General features: G+C 54.9%; 15 protein-coding genes. All 15 read right to left on the reverse strand.

Features of this window, described 5'->3' with window-relative positions; genetic code table 11:
• Positions 1-34: 34 nt before the first annotated feature.
• The 15 genes from JUF21_RS10550 to JUF21_RS10620 all read right to left on the reverse strand — a co-directional run bounded on the left by JUF21_RS10550 (position 35) and on the right by JUF21_RS10620 (position 16,221).
• Positions 35-3,742: a SpaA isopeptide-forming pilin-related protein gene (locus JUF21_RS10550; protein WP_203664522.1), complete on the reverse strand. Its 3,708-nt coding sequence runs from the start codon at positions 3,740-3,742 to the stop codon at positions 35-37.
• 829 nt (positions 3,743-4,571) lie between these two features.
• A complete protein-coding gene (locus tag JUF21_RS10555) occupies positions 4,572-5,309 on the reverse strand; it encodes an amino acid ABC transporter ATP-binding protein (RefSeq protein WP_203624743.1) in 738 nt (245 codons plus the stop codon).
• Positions 5,306-6,772, reverse strand: coding sequence for an ABC transporter substrate-binding protein/permease (locus tag JUF21_RS10560; protein ID WP_203624744.1), 1,467 nt, complete (start codon positions 6,770-6,772; stop codon positions 5,306-5,308). The genes JUF21_RS10555 and JUF21_RS10560 overlap by 4 nt, the downstream gene beginning before the upstream one ends.
• A 175-nt stretch (positions 6,773-6,947) precedes the next feature.
• Entirely contained in the window at positions 6,948-8,267 is a 1,320-nt protein-coding gene (locus JUF21_RS10565) for an MATE family efflux transporter (protein WP_203624745.1), read from the reverse strand.
• A 200-nt stretch (positions 8,268-8,467) separates the two neighbouring features.
• Positions 8,468-8,818 carry a sigma-70 family RNA polymerase sigma factor gene (locus JUF21_RS10570; protein WP_203624746.1) on the reverse strand — a complete coding sequence of 117 codons (351 nt, stop codon included), beginning with the start codon at positions 8,816-8,818 and terminating at the stop codon, positions 8,468-8,470.
• 122 nt (positions 8,819-8,940) lie between these two features.
• The gene (locus JUF21_RS10575) at positions 8,941-9,264 is read right to left on the reverse strand and encodes a heavy metal-binding domain-containing protein (RefSeq protein WP_203624747.1); all 324 of its coding nucleotides are present in this window, start codon (positions 9,262-9,264) and stop codon (positions 8,941-8,943) included.
• A 19-nt stretch (positions 9,265-9,283) separates the two neighbouring features.
• On the reverse strand, positions 9,284-10,051 hold the full coding sequence (locus JUF21_RS10580; RefSeq protein WP_203624748.1) for an ABC transporter permease: 768 nt from the start codon (positions 10,049-10,051) through the stop codon (positions 9,284-9,286).
• Between the two features lie 2 nt (positions 10,052-10,053).
• Complete coding sequence (locus JUF21_RS10585) at positions 10,054-10,962, reverse strand: ABC transporter ATP-binding protein (protein WP_203624749.1); 909 nt, start codon at positions 10,960-10,962, stop codon at positions 10,054-10,056.
• Positions 10,963-11,057: 95 nt separating this feature from the next.
• Complete coding sequence (lepB, locus tag JUF21_RS10590) at positions 11,058-11,741, reverse strand: signal peptidase I (protein ID WP_203624750.1); 684 nt, start codon at positions 11,739-11,741, stop codon at positions 11,058-11,060.
• A gap of 287 nt (positions 11,742-12,028) precedes the next feature.
• Entirely contained in the window at positions 12,029-12,424 is a 396-nt protein-coding gene (locus tag JUF21_RS10595) for an iron-sulfur cluster biosynthesis family protein (protein ID WP_203624751.1), read from the reverse strand.
• An 11-nt stretch (positions 12,425-12,435) separates the two neighbouring features.
• Complete coding sequence (locus JUF21_RS10600) at positions 12,436-12,801, reverse strand: pyridoxamine 5'-phosphate oxidase family protein (RefSeq protein ID WP_203624752.1); 366 nt, start codon at positions 12,799-12,801, stop codon at positions 12,436-12,438.
• A gap of 113 nt (positions 12,802-12,914) precedes the next feature.
• Entirely contained in the window at positions 12,915-13,877 is a 963-nt protein-coding gene (locus tag JUF21_RS10605; protein ID WP_203624753.1) for an electron transfer flavoprotein subunit alpha/FixB family protein, read from the reverse strand.
• Between the two features lie 12 nt (positions 13,878-13,889).
• On the reverse strand, positions 13,890-14,678 hold the full coding sequence (locus tag JUF21_RS10610) for an electron transfer flavoprotein subunit beta/FixA family protein (protein ID WP_203664524.1): 789 nt from the start codon (positions 14,676-14,678) through the stop codon (positions 13,890-13,892).
• Between the two features lies 1 nt (position 14,679).
• A complete protein-coding gene (locus JUF21_RS10615; RefSeq protein ID WP_203624755.1) occupies positions 14,680-15,810 on the reverse strand; it encodes an acyl-CoA dehydrogenase family protein in 1,131 nt (376 codons plus the stop codon).
• A gap of 171 nt (positions 15,811-15,981) precedes the next feature.
• Positions 15,982-16,221: a hypothetical protein gene (locus tag JUF21_RS10620; protein ID WP_203624756.1), complete on the reverse strand. Its 240-nt coding sequence runs from the start codon at positions 16,219-16,221 to the stop codon at positions 15,982-15,984.
• Positions 16,222-16,942: the final 721 nt, after the last annotated feature.

The following is a 16,942-nucleotide window of genomic DNA, read 5'->3' on the forward strand; positions in this document are numbered from 1 at the left end:
ACTAACAAGAATAGGTCTTCATGGCCTTTTTGGTCTAGTCGTCAGGGTGTTGCACTTGAATTGTAAACTGGGGTACGGCAATGCCTAGCATACACAGTGCGAACACCAGATATTCGCGATCACCCGGGCCACCGGTGTGAGGCAGGATACTATAAGGCGTATTTTTGACAGTCAACACCACTAGATGAGAGTTCGAATCAATCGTAGGGGTCACATTGTCCTGGAAATCACCAGTCCGCTTAACGGCTGGTTGGCCATCTGCGTCAAACGTAACCTCTGCGCTTCCAGTCAACTGCTGATAGCCACCAGGAGCCGTTTTCTCAGTGACCGTCACTTTAGTCCCAGCTGGGTAAGCAGTACTGATTGCCCCATCCTTATCAGTCGGAGAGAGCGTTGCCGCGGGCTTAGCCCCATCTTTTAGTTCAAAGGTCGCCCCAGAAAGAAAATGATTCGACTCGTCAACTTTTCTTATTATAATTTTTCCAGTAGCGACCGGTTTGTCAGGGAACTTAAGCTGTGTGGCATCATCTGAATATGTCACTCCGAACGCCTTTAACGCATCGGCATCTGCAGCGAGCGGCTGCCCAGCTGCGTCAACGCCTCCAGCAATCTTTCCATTCTTCAGGTAGACAATCGTGCCATTAAGCTCATGATCTTTCGGCGGTGTGACCTCTTTAATTGCATACGTTGCATCTGGTTTCATCGTCACCGTCGTGGGGGTCACATCATTGTCACCCTTAACAGTCCCAATTTGACCATTACTGTCGGTCCTATAAGTGACCGGATCATTCCCAGTCCGCTTGCCTGAATCATCCACTTTGCCAATCTGGAATTCGGCTCCGGACAAAAGCTGGTCAGTATCATCTGCATCGACTTTAATGACCTTGAGCGGCTTAAGCTTATCCTCTTGCTGAAAGTGAACTAGGTTTGGACGACCGCCTGGATTGTAGAATCCAGATTGCGGTGGGGTATCTGGAATAGGGTCCCATTTCTGGGCTTCATTAGCTTCTTCCTCAGCCTCCGTCATATTCGTTGATGTAATTGGTGTGGTTAGCCAGCTAAAGTGAGGCGTTGAATCGGTCGTCGGTTTCAGCCACCCATTCTCAACCGTTTCACCATTGCTTAGTGTCAGCTTTAACGCGTAGATCGTATTGTCCTGCTTGTATCCTGCCGGGGACTTAGCTTCTTGAATCAAGTAAATCCCGGGTTCCATGGGGACGATTGCCTTAGTGGCATCATCTTTAGACGGAACTTTAGACACGATGTCATCCGATTTCTGATCCACAACCCACTTCTTATCGGTGTCCAGATAATGACTCACATGATACGTTGCCCCGGCCAGGAGATTATCTGTGCCTGCAGCCACCTTTGAAATATCGAACCCATGTAGGGCATTAGATACGGTCACCTGCTGCAGCGTGATGGGATTATTTGCATCAGTTGAGGCCGGGTCATCTTTATACTCGTAGTCATACGTCGCAGTGTAGCCAGCGCCGGGCCCCGATGTTTCTTTCACAAAGTACGCCACTGGCTGCTTTTCCACGGTCGTATCGTGATATCCCAAATCCGCGGTCCAAGGATCTTTGGAATCACCCGATAGTGTCGTCTCAGGGCCTACAGGTGTCGGGTCTGGAAGCTTCTCCACTGTCCCGGAAGCACCATCCGCAGTATCAGGCACCGGAATTGCGCGCCTATAAAGCTGCACCTTAACTGGGGTATGCAGTTTATCTACTGGCGTGCCATCTGGCAGGTCACTCCATTTTTTCTTAACGACAACGTGAATTGTAGATTGCTGTCGGTTAGTCACCGTTTTATTGTTATTTGTTGACCATAGCTGATAATCGAAGTCCCAGCGGTGAATTGTACCGGTACCTACGTTAATCGTATTAGCAATTATGGAACCATAGATATGTCCACCGTTTACAGAGATGGTAGAAGTCGGCGCGAGAATTGTCCCAGGTAAATTATCGTTAGCAACATTAATTGAACGGGCATTAGTTCCATCTGTCTTACTGCTGTCAAAGAAGTTCCATAAAATCTTGTTAGAGTGATCTTGAATGAACTTGCCATTTTCACTGTCAAACTTAATTTCCTGGCTCAGATCAACCTTCGTATCATTATCACCTGATGCATTGGTGGGGAGCAAATAGACATTTGGTGCATTTACGTCTGCTTTGATTGAATCCTTGGCACCCTTAAAATCAACGTTGATGATAATAGGTGTCGCATCATTGTCAAAGCTAACATTAAGTAAGTACAGCCCACTGACGGATTGATTACCACCATATGGGTTGGTATACAGCGCCGTCCAAGGGATTGTCAGCATCTTCGCTTCTGGTGATACATTTGTCGCCACGCTATCAACTTCAGTGGTGGTCTGGGGATCTATTGAATAGTCAGTCGGTGCCTGTATCTCATAGAAGCGGTAACGTCCAGGATAGTTCAAAGACACATTGATTGTCCCGGTCTCGATGCTATTGGCCTCTGCCGCCGGCGTATCGCTGGATGCTTGTAGAGTAGTCATAGCCTTGAGGTACTCAGCCTCTGTCGAAATCAGATTATGGTTTCGATCATAGAGGTGGACCTGATCGTCATCTTTTGTCGTCACGAGCTGCCCTGACGCGTCATATTGTGGATTCCCGGGCTGTTCGGCCTCCCCATCCTTTAGTTGGTCAGCCGTGCGCTCTTCACCAGTGGTTGGTTTGTCCGCGTTTAGACGAGATAAATCATCTGAGGTCGTATTCGCATCCCATCCATAGAGCTTGGGTAAAGAACCCTTCCCATTAAGAACATCAAAGATGTTGGTCCAGCCCGTAGGAATCGCATAGCCATTGCTGTCGTACCGAACCTCACTCTTGTTTTCGGGAAAGGTCGGAAATTGAAGCTCAAACATAGCGCCGCCCAGTGCATTACCAGCACTGTCAGTCTTCTGAATGCGCAAGGAGTAAGTCTTCTCATACTTTTGATCAGATTGGTTAACACTGGTCAAGTTCATGTCGCTCATATCAAAGGCGCGGACTCCTGTATCCTCAGGAGTCTTATCATCCGAGTCTTGAGGGCCGATCAGCCCGCGAGAAACCATCTGTGCGACACTTAACTCGTTAAATTGGTAACTACGGCTGGCGTAAAATTCAGAAAGCCCTTTCAGCTCATCCAACGTCTTCCCAATATGGATATAGTTGGGATCTGGCTTAACCGTTGTCTTGTCATTATTGGGAAAGTTAAAAGCGGTAGGATCCTCACCCGTTATGATTCTTTCACTATCCAAGTTGGTTGATGTAAATTTGGTCGCTAAGTCCGGTGACAACAACTTATCAAAATAAAACAGATCAACTGATTTGTCGCCATCTTTTGGAAGAGGGGGCTTAATAGTTTGGGTACCTAGATTAGTGCTCCCAGAAGGATTTTCAGCGGCGACGTTACCATCGAGATTCACGCTACCGACATCAACTGTCTCGCCAAACAGTGCAAACCGCTGTGCCTCATAAAGGACATCATTCTGGGTCCCGGCATTGATTTTGTCGTCGAAGTAGCCAGACCCCGTTGGATTAGTTGCAGTCACTTTATTAGCAACCGCAGTTGTATCAGTAGCAGGTGGCGTCCCGCTATCATCAGCAGTCACCGACTTCGCTGGCGTCGGGACCAGTTGCACGGCCACGAGGGCCACCAAAAGCGCACCGGCCACGCGGGTGAAGCGCCGGGAATGTGTGTGCTTGATTACTTGTTTAATCCACTTCATCATCTTTGGCGCCTCCTTTCTCGCTAACCAGCTTGAAACAACTCATGCCAACCTATACGACCGATGTACACTGCCGCAAACATGGGGAACGGTATAAGAAAACCCTCCAGCAATTATGCGTGGGGGGTCTAAATTGTTGAGATTATACGAAACCGGCATTCACGGCAGGCAATGACACACCCAAGAAGTGCGGATCCATATAAGTCGCACCACCAAGACTGGCGAAAAGACGAATGGTGCGAACGGCTTTCAAAAAAGCTCCCCCGAGCGCAGCTTGAGAGAGACTCCTAGAATGCGCCTGAAACGCTGGGCGACACCTAAATAGTCTACTCGCTGGCTGCAATGGCTATAATGTATCACGAATAAATAGTAGTTACAAATGCTTCCCGGACCGACTTAATAGTAATAGAACGAATACCTCCCCCGTTCTGGTGAAAACAACACTGAAATCGTTGGCCTTTTGGCCGGCTTTAAAATTGGTTCCTACAAATAAATAACGAGTGTCTCATTTCAAAAAAAATTGGAAAAATTACTGGAGGCATTTTAAATTGGCCATATTGCCGCAGCCTGTATACCCCATAAACTGCCTATTACCAGCCTTTAAAGGACTCTGCTAGAAGACATCTGAATTGGATTAGAAAACGAATATCGCCGTTTCCTCAACCCCTCGCACTCCGGGATTGCCCATTTCGCCAGAGAAACTTACTTTTTATTATTACTATTGGTACGTAGATAATATTAAGTGGGCAAGTAAGTGTCAGGACATCAAATAGGGCCGGAAGGCTGCCGCAATGCGGGTAAGCCGTCCGGCCCTAGGGAAGTCATTATTCGGTTAAGCTTCCAGCACCTTCTGCAGAAAGCTCTGAAGCCGCTCGTTCTTGGGGTGCTCGAAGACCTGCTCCGGCGTACCTGATTCCTGGATCTCGCCGCCTTCAAAGAAGACGACCCGGTCGGCCACTTCCTTGGCGAACCCCATTTCGTGGGTCACGACAACCATGGTCATCCCCTGCCTGGCGAGCTTGCGCATGACGCCCAGCACATCGCCGACCATTTCGGGGTCAAGCGCAGAGGTCGGCTCGTCAAACAGCATCATGTCCGGGTGCATCGTCAGCGCGCGCGCAATCGCGACTCGCTGCTTTTGGCCGCCTGACAAGGTGCTCGGCATGGCGTCGACCTTATCGGCCAGGCCGACGCTGTCGAGCATGCGCCGGCCTTCCTTTTCCGCCTCGTCCTTGGTCATCATGCCCAGCTCAGTGGGGGCCAGCGTCACGTTTCCTAACACGGACATGTTCGGGAACAGGTTAAAATGCTGGAACACCATCCCGATCTTGGCGCGGACCTTATCGATATCCACGTGCGGCTTGGCGATATCGATCCCGTCGATCAGGATCTCGCCAGAGGTCGTGGTTTCCAGGCCGTTCATCATGCGCAGCACCGTTGACTTGCCGGCACCAGACGGACCGATCATCGCGACGACCTCGCCGTCCTCAACTTTGAGGTCCACGCCGCGCACTACGGTGTTAGTGCCATACTTTTTGACAACATTTTTCATTTCGATCCGTGTGGTCATGCTTGGATCCTCCTTTGCACCCAATTAGACAGCCAGGTCAAAAGGGTGATGATGATCAGGTAAATCAGAGCCACCATCGTCCAGATCTTAAAGCCTTCCATGTTCCGGGCGATAATGATTTTCCCGGTTTGGGTCAGCTCCATTAGGCCCAGGATTGACAGAATCGAGGTGTCCTTCAGGGTGATGATGAACTGATTGATGAAGCTTGGCACCATGATCTTCAACCCTTGCGGTAAAATGACCCGCCGCATCGCCTTGCGCCATGGCAGACCCAGGCTGCGCGCGGCCTCCATTTGGCCGACGTCGACCGCGCCGATCCCGCCTTTCACGAAGGCGGCAGTGTACGCCCCTTCGTTCAGCGTCAGGGTGATGATGCCGGCAACAAAGGCTGGAATCTTGGCGCCGATGACCATCGGTACGCCGGTGTAAATGAACAGCGCCAGCACCATCAGCGGCAGGCCGCGGAAAATGTAAATGAACGTGGTCGCGATGCCTTGCGCAATCTTATTCGGCACCACGCCCAGCAACCCGACGAGGATGCCGACCAGCGTCGCGAACAGAATCCCGACAATGGTCAGCTGCACGGTTTCGCCGAGCCCGGCCATCAAAGCGTCGCGGTTAGACTTCAGTAGGCCGAAGAAGGTGCTACTGGTATCGTTCGTGGCCTTAGCCTTTTTGTCGGTGTCCGCTTGGGACCCATTACCGAGGTATTTTTCGACAATCTTGTTATACTCGCCGGACTTGCGGACCTTTTTCAGACCAGCATTGATCTTCTTGACCAGCGCTGGCTCGGCCTTGCTGACCGCGATACCGTAATCATTGGCCATCGCCATTTTCATGTCGCCCAGCTTCAGGCCCAGGCCAGTTGCAATCGCGTACTGCATGACCGGCTTATCCTCGAAACACGCCGCTGAGTTGCCTGAAATCACGTCCTGGTACACATTGTTTGAATCATCAAACGTGACGGTCTTAAAGCCGTACTTCTTCTTGATGCTATTCGCGTAGTCGGCCGAGGCAGTCCCGGTTTTGACTGCAACGCGCTTGCCGCGCAACTGGGACAGCTTGGTTATGTTGCCATTTTTCCGCACCGCCATCACAACCCCAGATTGGTAGTAAGGATCAGAGAAGGCAAAGACCTTTTTGCGCTCGGGAGTGATACTCATCCCCGCCATGACCCCGTCGACCTGGTTGGCCTGGAGTTCCTGCACCGCGCCGTTGAATGAGGTCGCCTTGAGCTGCACCTTGAAACCCTCAGCCTTAGCGATGGCCTTGATCAGGTCAATGTCGATGCCGACGCGCTTGTTGTTCTTATCGGCGAATTCGAAGGGTGGGAACGTCGTATCCATGGCGATCGTATACGTCTTCTCGGCCGCTTGCACCGGTTCGGGCTTGGCCACCTGCCCGGAAAAAATGCCAAGGCCCAGGGCCACAACCAGTCCGATGATTCCCCAATGACGTCTCACACCAAATCGCCTCTTTCTGTACTTGATAGCTATAGGTTACAGAAAACCCGAACGAGTGTCGACGGATTATGTGAGATAACCTAACATTGAACCGAAAAAACCTGACACATCGAGCCGAGCCGGCAGCAAAAAAGCGCCCCGAATAACATCGAGACGCCTTCTTCCCACGTGGTCATCACATCATTTGCCTACTGCGCCGGTACAGCCCGTACCCGATCGCGCAGGTGATCACATCGGCGGCAGCCTGCGCCCAGACAATGCCGTCAAAGCCCAGCCACTGGGGCAAGAGCCACAGCGCCACGGCAAACACGACCCCTTGCCGTGAGATCGCCATGATGAGCGCACTCAGCCCCTGGCCCACGGACTGAAACACCGTGGTGAACACCAGGATCGCGCCAACAAACGGCGTGGTGATGAGCAGGGCCCGCATCATCAAGCTGCCCATGGCGACGATCGCCGGCCGGTTCATGAACAGCGCCACCAGCGGCCTGGCCAGCAGCATCAGTACCGTCGCCGCGACCAGTGCGTAGCCAATCTCCACGATAAAATCGAACCGCAGAATCGCCGCCAGCCGCTGGTGCGCCTTGGCCCCGAAGTTGTAGCCGATCAGCGGCTGGGCCCCAAAGGCAAAGCCCACCATAATCAGCATGACGATCATGTACACTTTTTGTGCAATGCCCATCGCTGCCACGGCGCTTGCCCCGTACGCGGCCAGGCGCTGGTTCAGCAGCATCGTGCCCAGGCTCTGCATGAAATTGGTCAAGCTGGCCGGAATGCCGATGGCGAGAATCGCCGCCACCGCCGCCCGGCTGGCCTTCGCCACCCCCGGCGCGATGCTGAGGTACTGCGCCTTGGTTTGCGTGAACCACAGCAAGAGCCCCGTGTTCAGCGCGTACCCCAGGACGTTAGCGAGCCCGACGCCGCTAGCGCCCCAGTGCAGCCCGAACAGGAAAATCGGGTCTAGCACAATGGTCAGCGCCGTGCCCGCCAGCGTCGCGATCATCGACTGCTTGGCCAGGCCTTCGGTGCGAATAATGTTCCCCGGCACCAGTGAGACGATGATGAATACCGCGCCGAGCGCAAGCATCGTGTAAAACCCACCGGCATAGGCGCGAGTGGCCGAAGTGGCGCCAAGCATGGTCAAAATCGGCTGCTTAAAGACGAGCAAGAGCACGGTGATCACCAGCGACAAGGCCACCGCCGCGTACAGGCAAAAGCTCGACAGCGCCCACACCTGGTCGCGCTTGCCGTTGCCCAGCAGTCGCGACAGCAGCGCCGAGCCGCCAAGGCCGAAAATGTCCCCGACCGCCAGCATAAACGAAAACAGCGGCGCCCCCAGCGTCACCCCGGCAACCAAGTCTGCATTCCCGGTTTGGGCAACAAAAAAAGTATCGACCAGGTTGTAAACCATGCTGGCGACCATTCCTAATACGACCGGCAGCGCGAGGTGCATATAAGCTTTAGGCACCGGCGCATGGGCAAATAATTCATCCATGTTTTCCCTCCGAATCGCGCTAATCACTGCGCGAAAGTCGTTGATGCCGGTCGCTCGCCTACAGACTTGCCTAATCAACGCTGCTTCTATCCTAGCATCAACTTCCGCCAAGCGCCAAAACCTGGCCGCTCATAATCTAAAAGCGCAACCGAGCGCCCACGAAAAAACCGTCGGTACAGGCCAACGGTTAACGGGTGATCCTAGTCTTTATTCACGATGTTGCCAACCGAGGACTTGGAGATCTTCAGCAAGCTGGCAATTTTCCGGTAGGACATCCCCTGCTGCCACAGGGTGATGACCTGTTTTTGCACGGAAATCGGCACGCCGCGGTGGGACGCCTTGTTGGCTTCCTGCGCCAGCGGAACCATTTTGATCTCACAGGCGGTGCCTTCCGCTTGGTTGGCCACGCGCTGGGCTTCCACCGCGCTGTACGTGATCCAGGTCTTCTTGAGGTCCTTGGTCCAGCCGGGCAGAAGCAGCAGGTCATCATCTTCGAGGAATTCGCCGTACTCGTTGACAACGGTGTATCGCTTCAATTCAACTGTTGCCATGCGCATCCCTCCCGGTTTACTTATGTGTCCATTGTAGCGCATTCAGGCAAGCGGTTCACTCACGATCATAGAAAAAGGCGCCCTGGCGGCTGGGCCAGAGCGTCTTAACCGGTCATCTCCAGTTAGTCGGTGAACTTCACTGCCGTGCCGTACGCCACGACGGACTGCATGTCCTGGGCGATCGATCCGGAGTCAAAGCGCATCATCACCACGGCGTCGGCGCCCAATTCTGCCGCCGAATCACGCAGCCGGTCAACAGCGGTTTCGCGCGACGTTTGAAGCATCTTGGTGTAGCCCTTGATCTCGCCGCCAACCAGGCTCTTGAGCCCGGCGCCTAGGTCGGACACCATATTACGCGATTGCGTGGTGACGCCGAAGACCTCACCGATGATCTCGTACTCGTGGTTAGGAATGCGTTCAGTGGTGGTAACAATCATTTCAGCCATAAGATTCTCCTTTTCCCGCCTAGATGCTGCGCTTGCGGAAGCTCAGATAGGCGATAAACCCAAAGACAACAGTGTAAACCAGGGTGCCGGCAATCATTGTTTCCGTGCTCATAAAGGTCGAGTGGGCCATGTTGGGATTAAGAATCTGCGCCCCAACTAGCAAGAACGTGAATGGGTTCCACTTCAGCCAGTGCCAGTAACCAATCGCCACCAGCAGAAGCGTCGCGGCCAGGGTAATAAGAAAATACCCAACCAGGCCGGTCGCAATCGCCGCGGCGTTGCTTTTAAACAGTGTGGACAGCATCAGCACGACCGACAGCAGCAACAGGTCAACCAGTAAATCACCACCGATGCGCTTGAAGTAGGTCTGCAGGGTAGTCGTGCTGCCGACCTCAGCCAGCCAGTCGTAGCTGGGATGCAAAATCAGGGTCAGGATGAACGTGGTCGCGCACGCCACCACCTGTAAAAATGCCAGCTGCAAAAGCACCGTGATAATTTTTGAGACGAAAACCTGGCTGCGGTAGTACTGGCGGTACAGCAGCTGCTTCATCGTGCCGTACTGGTACTCCATCGAAACGATCGAGGCGGTGGACGCGACCGCGATGAAAATCACGATCTCCCCCATGATGTAATCTTCAGAAATCAGCGCATCAGCCGGGAACCACTTGGGCTGCATTTTGCCCCAAATGCCAAAGCCAACTTGGCCCAGCACCATGATGAGCGTGGCGATCAGCCAGCCGCGCTTGTGAAACTGCTTGTACACTTCTTGCTTAACTAATGTCCCCATGTCTACGCCTCCCCGCCGTCTGCGTTCACCATGTCCAAAAAGGCGCCTTCAAGGTCGTCTGACTGCTGGGTGATCGAGACGATCGCGACACCGCCTTGGACCAGCGCGTACAGCGCATGGTTGAGGTCGCCAGCCGCCGCATGGGTCAGGATAATGGCATTGCCAACCGTTTCAAACGGGTGGTTCGCCATCGCCATGGCCGCCTTGGCCTGGTCGATGTTGCTGACCGCGATGGTGTACCCGACGCCGCCTTGCTGCTCGAGGGCTGCCATGGTTGAATGCTTAATGATTTGGCCGTGATTGAGGATCAGCACATCATCGGCGAGTTTTTCCAGCTCGGACAAAATGTGGCTGGAGATCAGAATGCTGGTGCCGCGGGCTGCCAGGTTGCGCAACAAGTCGCGCAGATCCTTGACTGCCTGCGGGTCCAGCCCGTTCATTGGCTCATCGAGAATGACGAGCTTAGGGTCGTTGACCAGCGCCTGGGCGATGCCGAGCTTTTGCTTCATGCCCAAGCTGTAGCTTTTAGCCGGCAGGTCAATGTACTTGCCCATCCCCATCGCGGCGATGATGGTTTCCACGTTTTTCGCCTTGCCGTGCTGGTTGGCAAACAGGGCCAGCTGCTGGCGGCCGGTCATGAACGGGTAAATGCCTGGATACTCGATCAAGGCGCCGACATTGCGCAGCGCCTGGTGCGAGGTAATGGACACCGGCTGCCCCTTGATGTCGACCCCGCCGCCGTTGACTGGGATCAGCCCCAAAATGGCTTTCATAATGGTACTCTTACCTGCGCCGTTTGGGCCGACCAGCGCGACGATGTGGCCTTCTTCAACGAAAAAGTCCACCCCGTGCAACACCTGTTTTTTGCCAAACGACTTGTCGAGATGATCGACTGTCAGAATCGTTCCCATACCTTACTCCTCCTGCGCGAGCACGCGCCGTATAAGCGTAGGATACACCCCTCTCGCCAGAAAAAAAACGATTATGCCCATAACAATTTTGTTAGCTAACCGCGCGGCCGCGACAACATCGTTCGCAGATCCGGCCAGCAAGCGGCCAAAAACCACGCGACGACCAGGAACATCGGCAGAAAATGCAGCAGAATCCACAGCACATTTTGTGCCGGCCCGATGCGCCTGATCGGCAGCCTGGCCACCACAACGCCGGTGATCTGCGTCTTCGAGATCGGGCCAAACCAGCGCGAATCCGCTGAGTTCGGCCGATTATCTCCCATAACAAAATACTCCCCGCCGCGCAGGTACGAGGAACGCTGATAGCTGGGGTCGACAAACGGCTGTCCGCCATCCGGCCGGCCGTCGTACTGATACTTGGCGTTATTCATCGGGTGCTTGACGTACGGCTCCTTCAGGGCGCGAGAGTTACGATAGACGGTCGTTTGGTTGATACCAATCAGGTCGCCGGGCATGCCGACCACCCGCTTGACCAGCTGTCTTCGCGGCGATAAATAAGGGACCTTGCCATTGTTGCTAAAGGTGACAATATCACCTCGCTTCGGCTTTAACCCGACGTGTTTCAGCAGTCGGTAATTTGCGACCACCAGCCACTGACCGGGCTTCAGTGCCGGCGCCATCGACTTGCCGCGAACCGACTCCAGCGGCGTGAAAACGCTGAATAAGGTGGTCACGATCATCAAGCCAAACAAGAGCCGCGAAACGCTTTTTCTGGTCATGGGTCCACCTCCTCGTACCGTTGGTTATATCATGCCACACCCCATTTTGTCTGGTGACTGGTCTTTCCCGAGACGATTTTTAACCAATCCTAACAAGCACGTCACCTGGTGAGAACCGCAGTGTGCCGGCTCAGCGTAGGAGAGGCACAAACCGGCGGTCAGGAATCCTGCCCCGCCCATATTTCCAGGGAAATATCTATGCTTCTTTCTTTTAACACGGCCTCCTGGGCGATCTCGGGCAAAAAAAACGCCAACCTTCAATGATCGAAGGATGACGTTCAATTTTATTAGCAGGTCTTGCCTGCCACCGTCGTGCCTTGTTTAAACGCCGCCAAAACATCGCTGCCTTGCGCGATGCGCATCTGGTTGTCCAGTGCGTGGGCGTTGTCTTTGATCGAGATGCTGCCATCGTGGTAATCGATAGCTAGGCCCGGATTGAAGAAGATCATGTCGTAATCCGAGGTCCACAGGCGCAGGCCCGCGGCATTTTCCAGGCGCACCGCGTAGTCCGGATCCGGCGCATCGAGCACGATCAGCGTGAACTTGGTGCCGATACTGCAGGCGCCGCCTTGCAGTGAGTACTTGCCGCCGCCATCATCGGTGATCAGTGCGATGTCGCGGTCTGCAAGCCCCTTTTGGGTCATCAGAGCAACAAATGAATCACTGAGCGTAATTTCTGCCATACGCGTGCCTCCTAAATCTTCTGCTGGATGTCATCGATGGTGACGACGAGCAGCCGCGTCAGCCACGGGAACTGCTTCTTCTTCTCGTCAAAGGCCGGGCCGCTGCTTTCAAAGCGGGCGTGCCCATGTACGTGAAACCCCGCACCGGGGCCAACCGTGCCTTCGACTTCCTTGCTGCCAAAGGTCACGGTCACGCGGTCGTCAGTTTTGGCGGCGGCTTCGACACTGTGCATGCCAGCAGCTGGAATGTGCAGCTCGTTGCCCTCAACTGAGACATACGACATCCACGTGTTCACAACCGCGGCCGGCTGCGCGTAAGGCGAGACAATGGTCACTGGGCCCTCATGCTTCAGGACCGCGAGAAAAGTTTCATTCATCATGCGACCTCCTTCATATTTCACTTACATTTTATCACTAAGAAGTGGCAGACACCTATCCGGTCACGCATCGGGATCTATCCTGAAAAAAGTCACGGGCAGTGCGGGCACCATTACAGCAGTTCTTGAAGTGCCGCGACTAGGGCGGCAGCGTCCCCGGCCCAGACGTAATCGGACTGCGCCATGATCGGCGCCTTGGGATCGCGGTTGGCGGAGATGACCAACTTACTTGAACTCATTCCCACCTGATACTGTACGGCGCCTGAAATCCCCAAATTGAGGATCAGGTCCGGTGAGACCGTCACGCCGCTTTGGCCGATTTGCTGCTCGGCGGTGAAGTCGGGCCGGTCGGTCAGCGGCCGGCTGACGCCAACGCTGGCGCCCAGCTTTTCCGCCACCTTGCGAACCCCGCTGATCACAGCGTCCTTGTTGGCCCCGCGGCCGAGGGCAATGATTTTGCGTGCGCCGCTCAGGCTGGTGGTCGCGGCGATTTTGACTGCAGTGTGCTGCACCGTGCAGGCAGCGTCGGCCGCCGCCGTGGTGTCAAGGCGCTCGATCCGCGCAGCCCCGGTCGCCTTTTTCGCCGCAAAGGTGTTCGGCCGCACCGACGCCATCTGCGGCCGGCGGTCCGGGCAGACGATCTCACACATCACATTATCCCCATACGACGGCTTGACCGCCACCAGCAAGTCTTGTTCATAGTAAAAGTCGAGGCAGTCGGCAGTTAGGCCCGTTTCGAGCTGGTCTTGGACGCGCGGGGCCAGCGAGCGGCCCTCGGGCGTGGCGCCAAACAGTACGGTGTTCGGCTGGTGGGCCTTGATCAGCGTCGTCAGCTGCTCGGCCTGGGTACGGTCAGAGGCGTTCTGAAATGCCTCATCTTGGGCCACAATAATTTCGTCCGGACCATACTCTGCCAGCGTCTCCTCACCAGCTTGCACTGGCGTTTCCAGCAGCACGGCCGCCACCGTACGGCCGTTGGCAATGGCGCGCGCCTTGGTCAGCAGCTGCAAGGTGACCGGCGCAATACGTTTTCCCTCAAACTCGGCAACGATCCATAAAGCATCTTTTGTGATCATGTTCCGGCCTCCTTACAGCAAGCCCTGTGCTTGCAAAATATCGAGCAGCGCCTTAGCCGCCGCTTTTGGCTCTTGCGGCAGCGGCTTGGCAGCGCGCGTCGCCTTGTCTGGCGCGTAGACCTTCCGCACAATCGTCGGCGAGCCCGCCTGACCGATGCGGTGAGTATCCAGCGTCAGGTCCTGATCGGTCCAAGTCGTCAGTGGTTTGGTCAGGCTTTGCTGAATCGCGACCGGGCTTTCGTAGCGCGGCTGGTTGGCCTCGGCGCGCACCGTGATGACAGCCGGCAACGTCAGCTGCACCGTCTGCGTGACGGCCCCCAGGTCGCGGTTAACGACCACGTGCTGATCGTCCAGCGGCTTAATTTTCGCGGCGAAGGTCGCCTGCGGCAGGTCGAGTTCAGTCGCGACGATTGGGCCAACTTGACCGGTATCCGCATCGACGGCTTGGCGGCCGAACAAAATTAAGTCGACGTCGCCGATTTTGCGAATGGCCTGGGCCAAAACGTAGCCCGTCGCAAGTGTGTCAGACCCGGCAAAGGCACGCGACGACAACAGGTAAGCTGCGTCTGCGCCCATCGCCATGCCATCGTGCAGCGTCTCCTTGGTCGCATCCGGACCCATCGACAGGAGGACCACCTCGCCGCCCACTTGTTCGCGCAGGCGCACGGCAGCTTCAATGGCATTTTCGTCAAAGGGGTTCATGCGGCCGGCCATGCCTTCACGTACGAGGTTGTGCGTGACCGGGTCAAACGACACCCGGTTTGAGCCGGGCACTTGCTTAATGCAAACGACGATTTTCATGTCAGCCTTCCTCCTTTTTCAGCTCAGCCACCGCAATGGCCGTGCGCATTTTCTCGACGGTGCCTTCGGCGATTTCAAGCGCCCGCGCGTCAAGCATCAGGTGCGCCAGCGGATAGTCGTTGGAGTAGCCGTAGCCGGCGTACACCTGAAGCGCATCGTCGCAGGCCGCCACCGCCGCGCGCGAGCCGTGAGCCTTGGCCATTGCGGCCAGTTCCGAATACGGCTGGCCTTGCGCCTTGGCAAAGGCAGCGCGCTCCCACAGCAGCTGCGTGGTTTCCTGATTGATCTTGATGTCGGCGAGCTTGCGCTGAATCGCCTGCATCTGCCCAATCGGCGTACCCAGCGCCGTGCGCTCGTTAGCGTACTTGGCGGCCAGGCTCAGCGCATGCTGCATGATGCCGGAGAGCACCGCGCCCATCAGAATGCGCGCGTCATCGTGGGCGTGGTCACCGATCGCGCCGCCTTGCCCGACCTGACCGAGCAAATGGTCGTCATCTACCCGCACATCGCTGAGAAAAATCTCACCAATCGGCGTGCCGCGCAGGCCGATGAAGTCCTCGCGCTTGCCAAACGAAAACCCTGGCATGTCCTGATCGACCACAAATACAGACAATTCTTCGTCACCGGTTTTGACCAGCACACAGTAGACTTCGGCCAGCGTCCCGTTGGTGATCATCACCTTATTGCCGTTCAGCAGCCAGCCGCCGGCCACGCGTTTGGCGGTCGATTGGATCCCCATGGGGTTAGAGCCACCAGTTGACTCGGTCATGCCAAACGCAAAGATACGGTGGGCCGCTTGTGGCAGCAGCGCCTTTTTGAGCGCGTCGGTGCCGTACTTCAGGATCGCATCCACGCTTTTATAGTGGCCTTCCAACGTCGCTGCCACACTGGCGCTGCCCTTGGCGATTCGCTCGATCATCGCCGCGGTCACCTCGGGACCAAAACCCGCCCCGCCGTACTCAGCCGGCAGCATGACAGTCAAAAAACCGGTGTGGATCAGTTTATCAACCAAACCGTCAGGGTAGCGGTTCGTGTGGGCCATTTCCAAGTCGTAAGGCGCCAGTTCCGCGTCGGTATATTTTGCCGCCATGCGCAGCAGCATCTGTTCGGGTTCCGTCCATTGCCGTTCCATTATGAGCCTCCGATTTCCGTGGCACGCCTCGTGAAACGTACCACAAATACACTGAATACTCGCAGGTTAACATATTTTATTTGACCGCATCTAACCTGTTTCGTACCCAGCCATATCCTTTTCTGACAGCAAAAAAGACCAGAATAATCTGGCCTCAGATTGTTTGTTCAATTATTCGCCAACTATTTGATTGGCCTGATCAACACCGGCTAGCCACGCCCGGGCAAAGTCCTCGTCGTGCGCTGGCTCAAAGAAGTACAGCGCGACTTGGGACTCGGTCTCCTCGTCAAGTGCCGCCACCCGCGGCATTGCGTGCCCTTGGGTCAGTGCATCAAACAAGCTGATATTATGTGCTCGGCAGTACTGCAGCCACGCCGTCGCGGCCGCCGGTAATTCACCCGATCCCGTCATTTTAACCGCTCTCCTTCTTCGATTCACCGCTAAGTCAACTTATTTTAGCTCTTGGCCTTGTTATTGTAAACGCTTTCTATCCCGCTTTATCCCGCATTTAAAGGCGCGAAAGACTTTTCTGTGCTTTTCCCCGCTATTACCAGTCCGACTGCCCCGGATTATAGATTCGCTTCAGTCCTTGTCTGATTTCTCGCAGCTAAATTGATGCAATCTTGCAAGTGTTCTAATGCCCCACCCCTTAACCCGTCGGCGTACAATGTATTCGTCGGGAGGAATCGTCCCGACAGTAGTTCTCCCGTTCTCCTCATGCTCCTTTTTTGGAGGCTGCCTTCCCCCAAAGGCAGCCTCTACTTTTGCCAAAAGCTAAAAGGACACCGCCACTCCCTCTCGAATGGCGATGTCTTTTCAGTCTTCAGTGATAGATGCTTCTTTAAATGTTTTATCCTCTCACCAATATGGTCGCTTTGTTCCACGTGAAACACAAGGCTCTGAGTTAAGTTGCTATCAGTGACTTATTTTAGCAATGGCCATTCACCCCAAGGCCGGTTGACCGATTAAACGTGCCACTGCTCACGGCTAGCGATGGCTTTCAGCGTAGCGACTGTGTCTTTATACTGCGGATCTGTTTGCCAACTGATTTGTTCTCCCCAGTTTACAATTCAAGTGCAACACCTTAGCGACTAGACCAAAAAGGCCATGAAGACCTATTCTTGTTAGTGCA

It is taken from the genome of Lacticaseibacillus sp. 53-4, assembly GCF_016861805.1.
In the GTDB taxonomy this organism is placed as follows: Bacteria; Bacillota; Bacilli; order Lactobacillales; family Lactobacillaceae; genus Lacticaseibacillus.

What these genes read in the sequence shown, in the direction of transcription:
- JUF21_RS10565 (WP_203624745.1), bottom strand. Translation starts at nt 8,267, where the DNA reads ATGGATGAATTATTTGCCCATGCGCCGGTGCCTAAAGCTTATATGCAC.
- JUF21_RS10585 (WP_203624749.1), bottom strand. Translation starts at nt 10,962, where the DNA reads ATGGGAACGATTCTGACAGTCGATCATCTCGACAAGTCGTTTGGCAAA.
- JUF21_RS10570 (WP_203624746.1), bottom strand. Translation starts at nt 8,818, where the DNA reads ATGGCAACAGTTGAATTGAAGCGATACACCGTTGTCAACGAGTACGGC.
- JUF21_RS10615 (WP_203624755.1), bottom strand. Translation starts at nt 15,810, where the DNA reads ATGGAACGGCAATGGACGGAACCCGAACAGATGCTGCTGCGCATGGCG.
- JUF21_RS10580 (WP_203624748.1), bottom strand. Translation starts at nt 10,051, where the DNA reads ATGGGGACATTAGTTAAGCAAGAAGTGTACAAGCAGTTTCACAAGCGC.
- JUF21_RS10620 (WP_203624756.1), bottom strand. Translation starts at nt 16,221, where the DNA reads ATGACGGGATCGGGTGAATTACCGGCGGCCGCGACGGCGTGGCTGCAG.
- JUF21_RS10575 (WP_203624747.1), bottom strand. Translation starts at nt 9,264, where the DNA reads ATGGCTGAAATGATTGTTACCACCACTGAACGCATTCCTAACCACGAG.
- JUF21_RS10595 (WP_203624751.1), bottom strand. Translation starts at nt 12,424, where the DNA reads ATGGCAGAAATTACGCTCAGTGATTCATTTGTTGCTCTGATGACCCAA.
- JUF21_RS10610 (WP_203664524.1), bottom strand. Translation starts at nt 14,678, where the DNA reads ATGAAAATCGTCGTTTGCATTAAGCAAGTGCCCGGCTCAAACCGGGTG.
- JUF21_RS10555 (WP_203624743.1), bottom strand. Translation starts at nt 5,309, where the DNA reads ATGACCACACGGATCGAAATGAAAAATGTTGTCAAAAAGTATGGCACT.
- JUF21_RS10550 (WP_203664522.1), bottom strand. Translation starts at nt 3,742, where the DNA reads ATGATGAAGTGGATTAAACAAGTAATCAAGCACACACATTCCCGGCGC.
- lepB (WP_203624750.1), bottom strand. Translation starts at nt 11,741, where the DNA reads ATGACCAGAAAAAGCGTTTCGCGGCTCTTGTTTGGCTTGATGATCGTG.
- JUF21_RS10600 (WP_203624752.1), bottom strand. Translation starts at nt 12,801, where the DNA reads ATGAATGAAACTTTTCTCGCGGTCCTGAAGCATGAGGGCCCAGTGACC.
- JUF21_RS10605 (WP_203624753.1), bottom strand. Translation starts at nt 13,877, where the DNA reads ATGATCACAAAAGATGCTTTATGGATCGTTGCCGAGTTTGAGGGAAAA.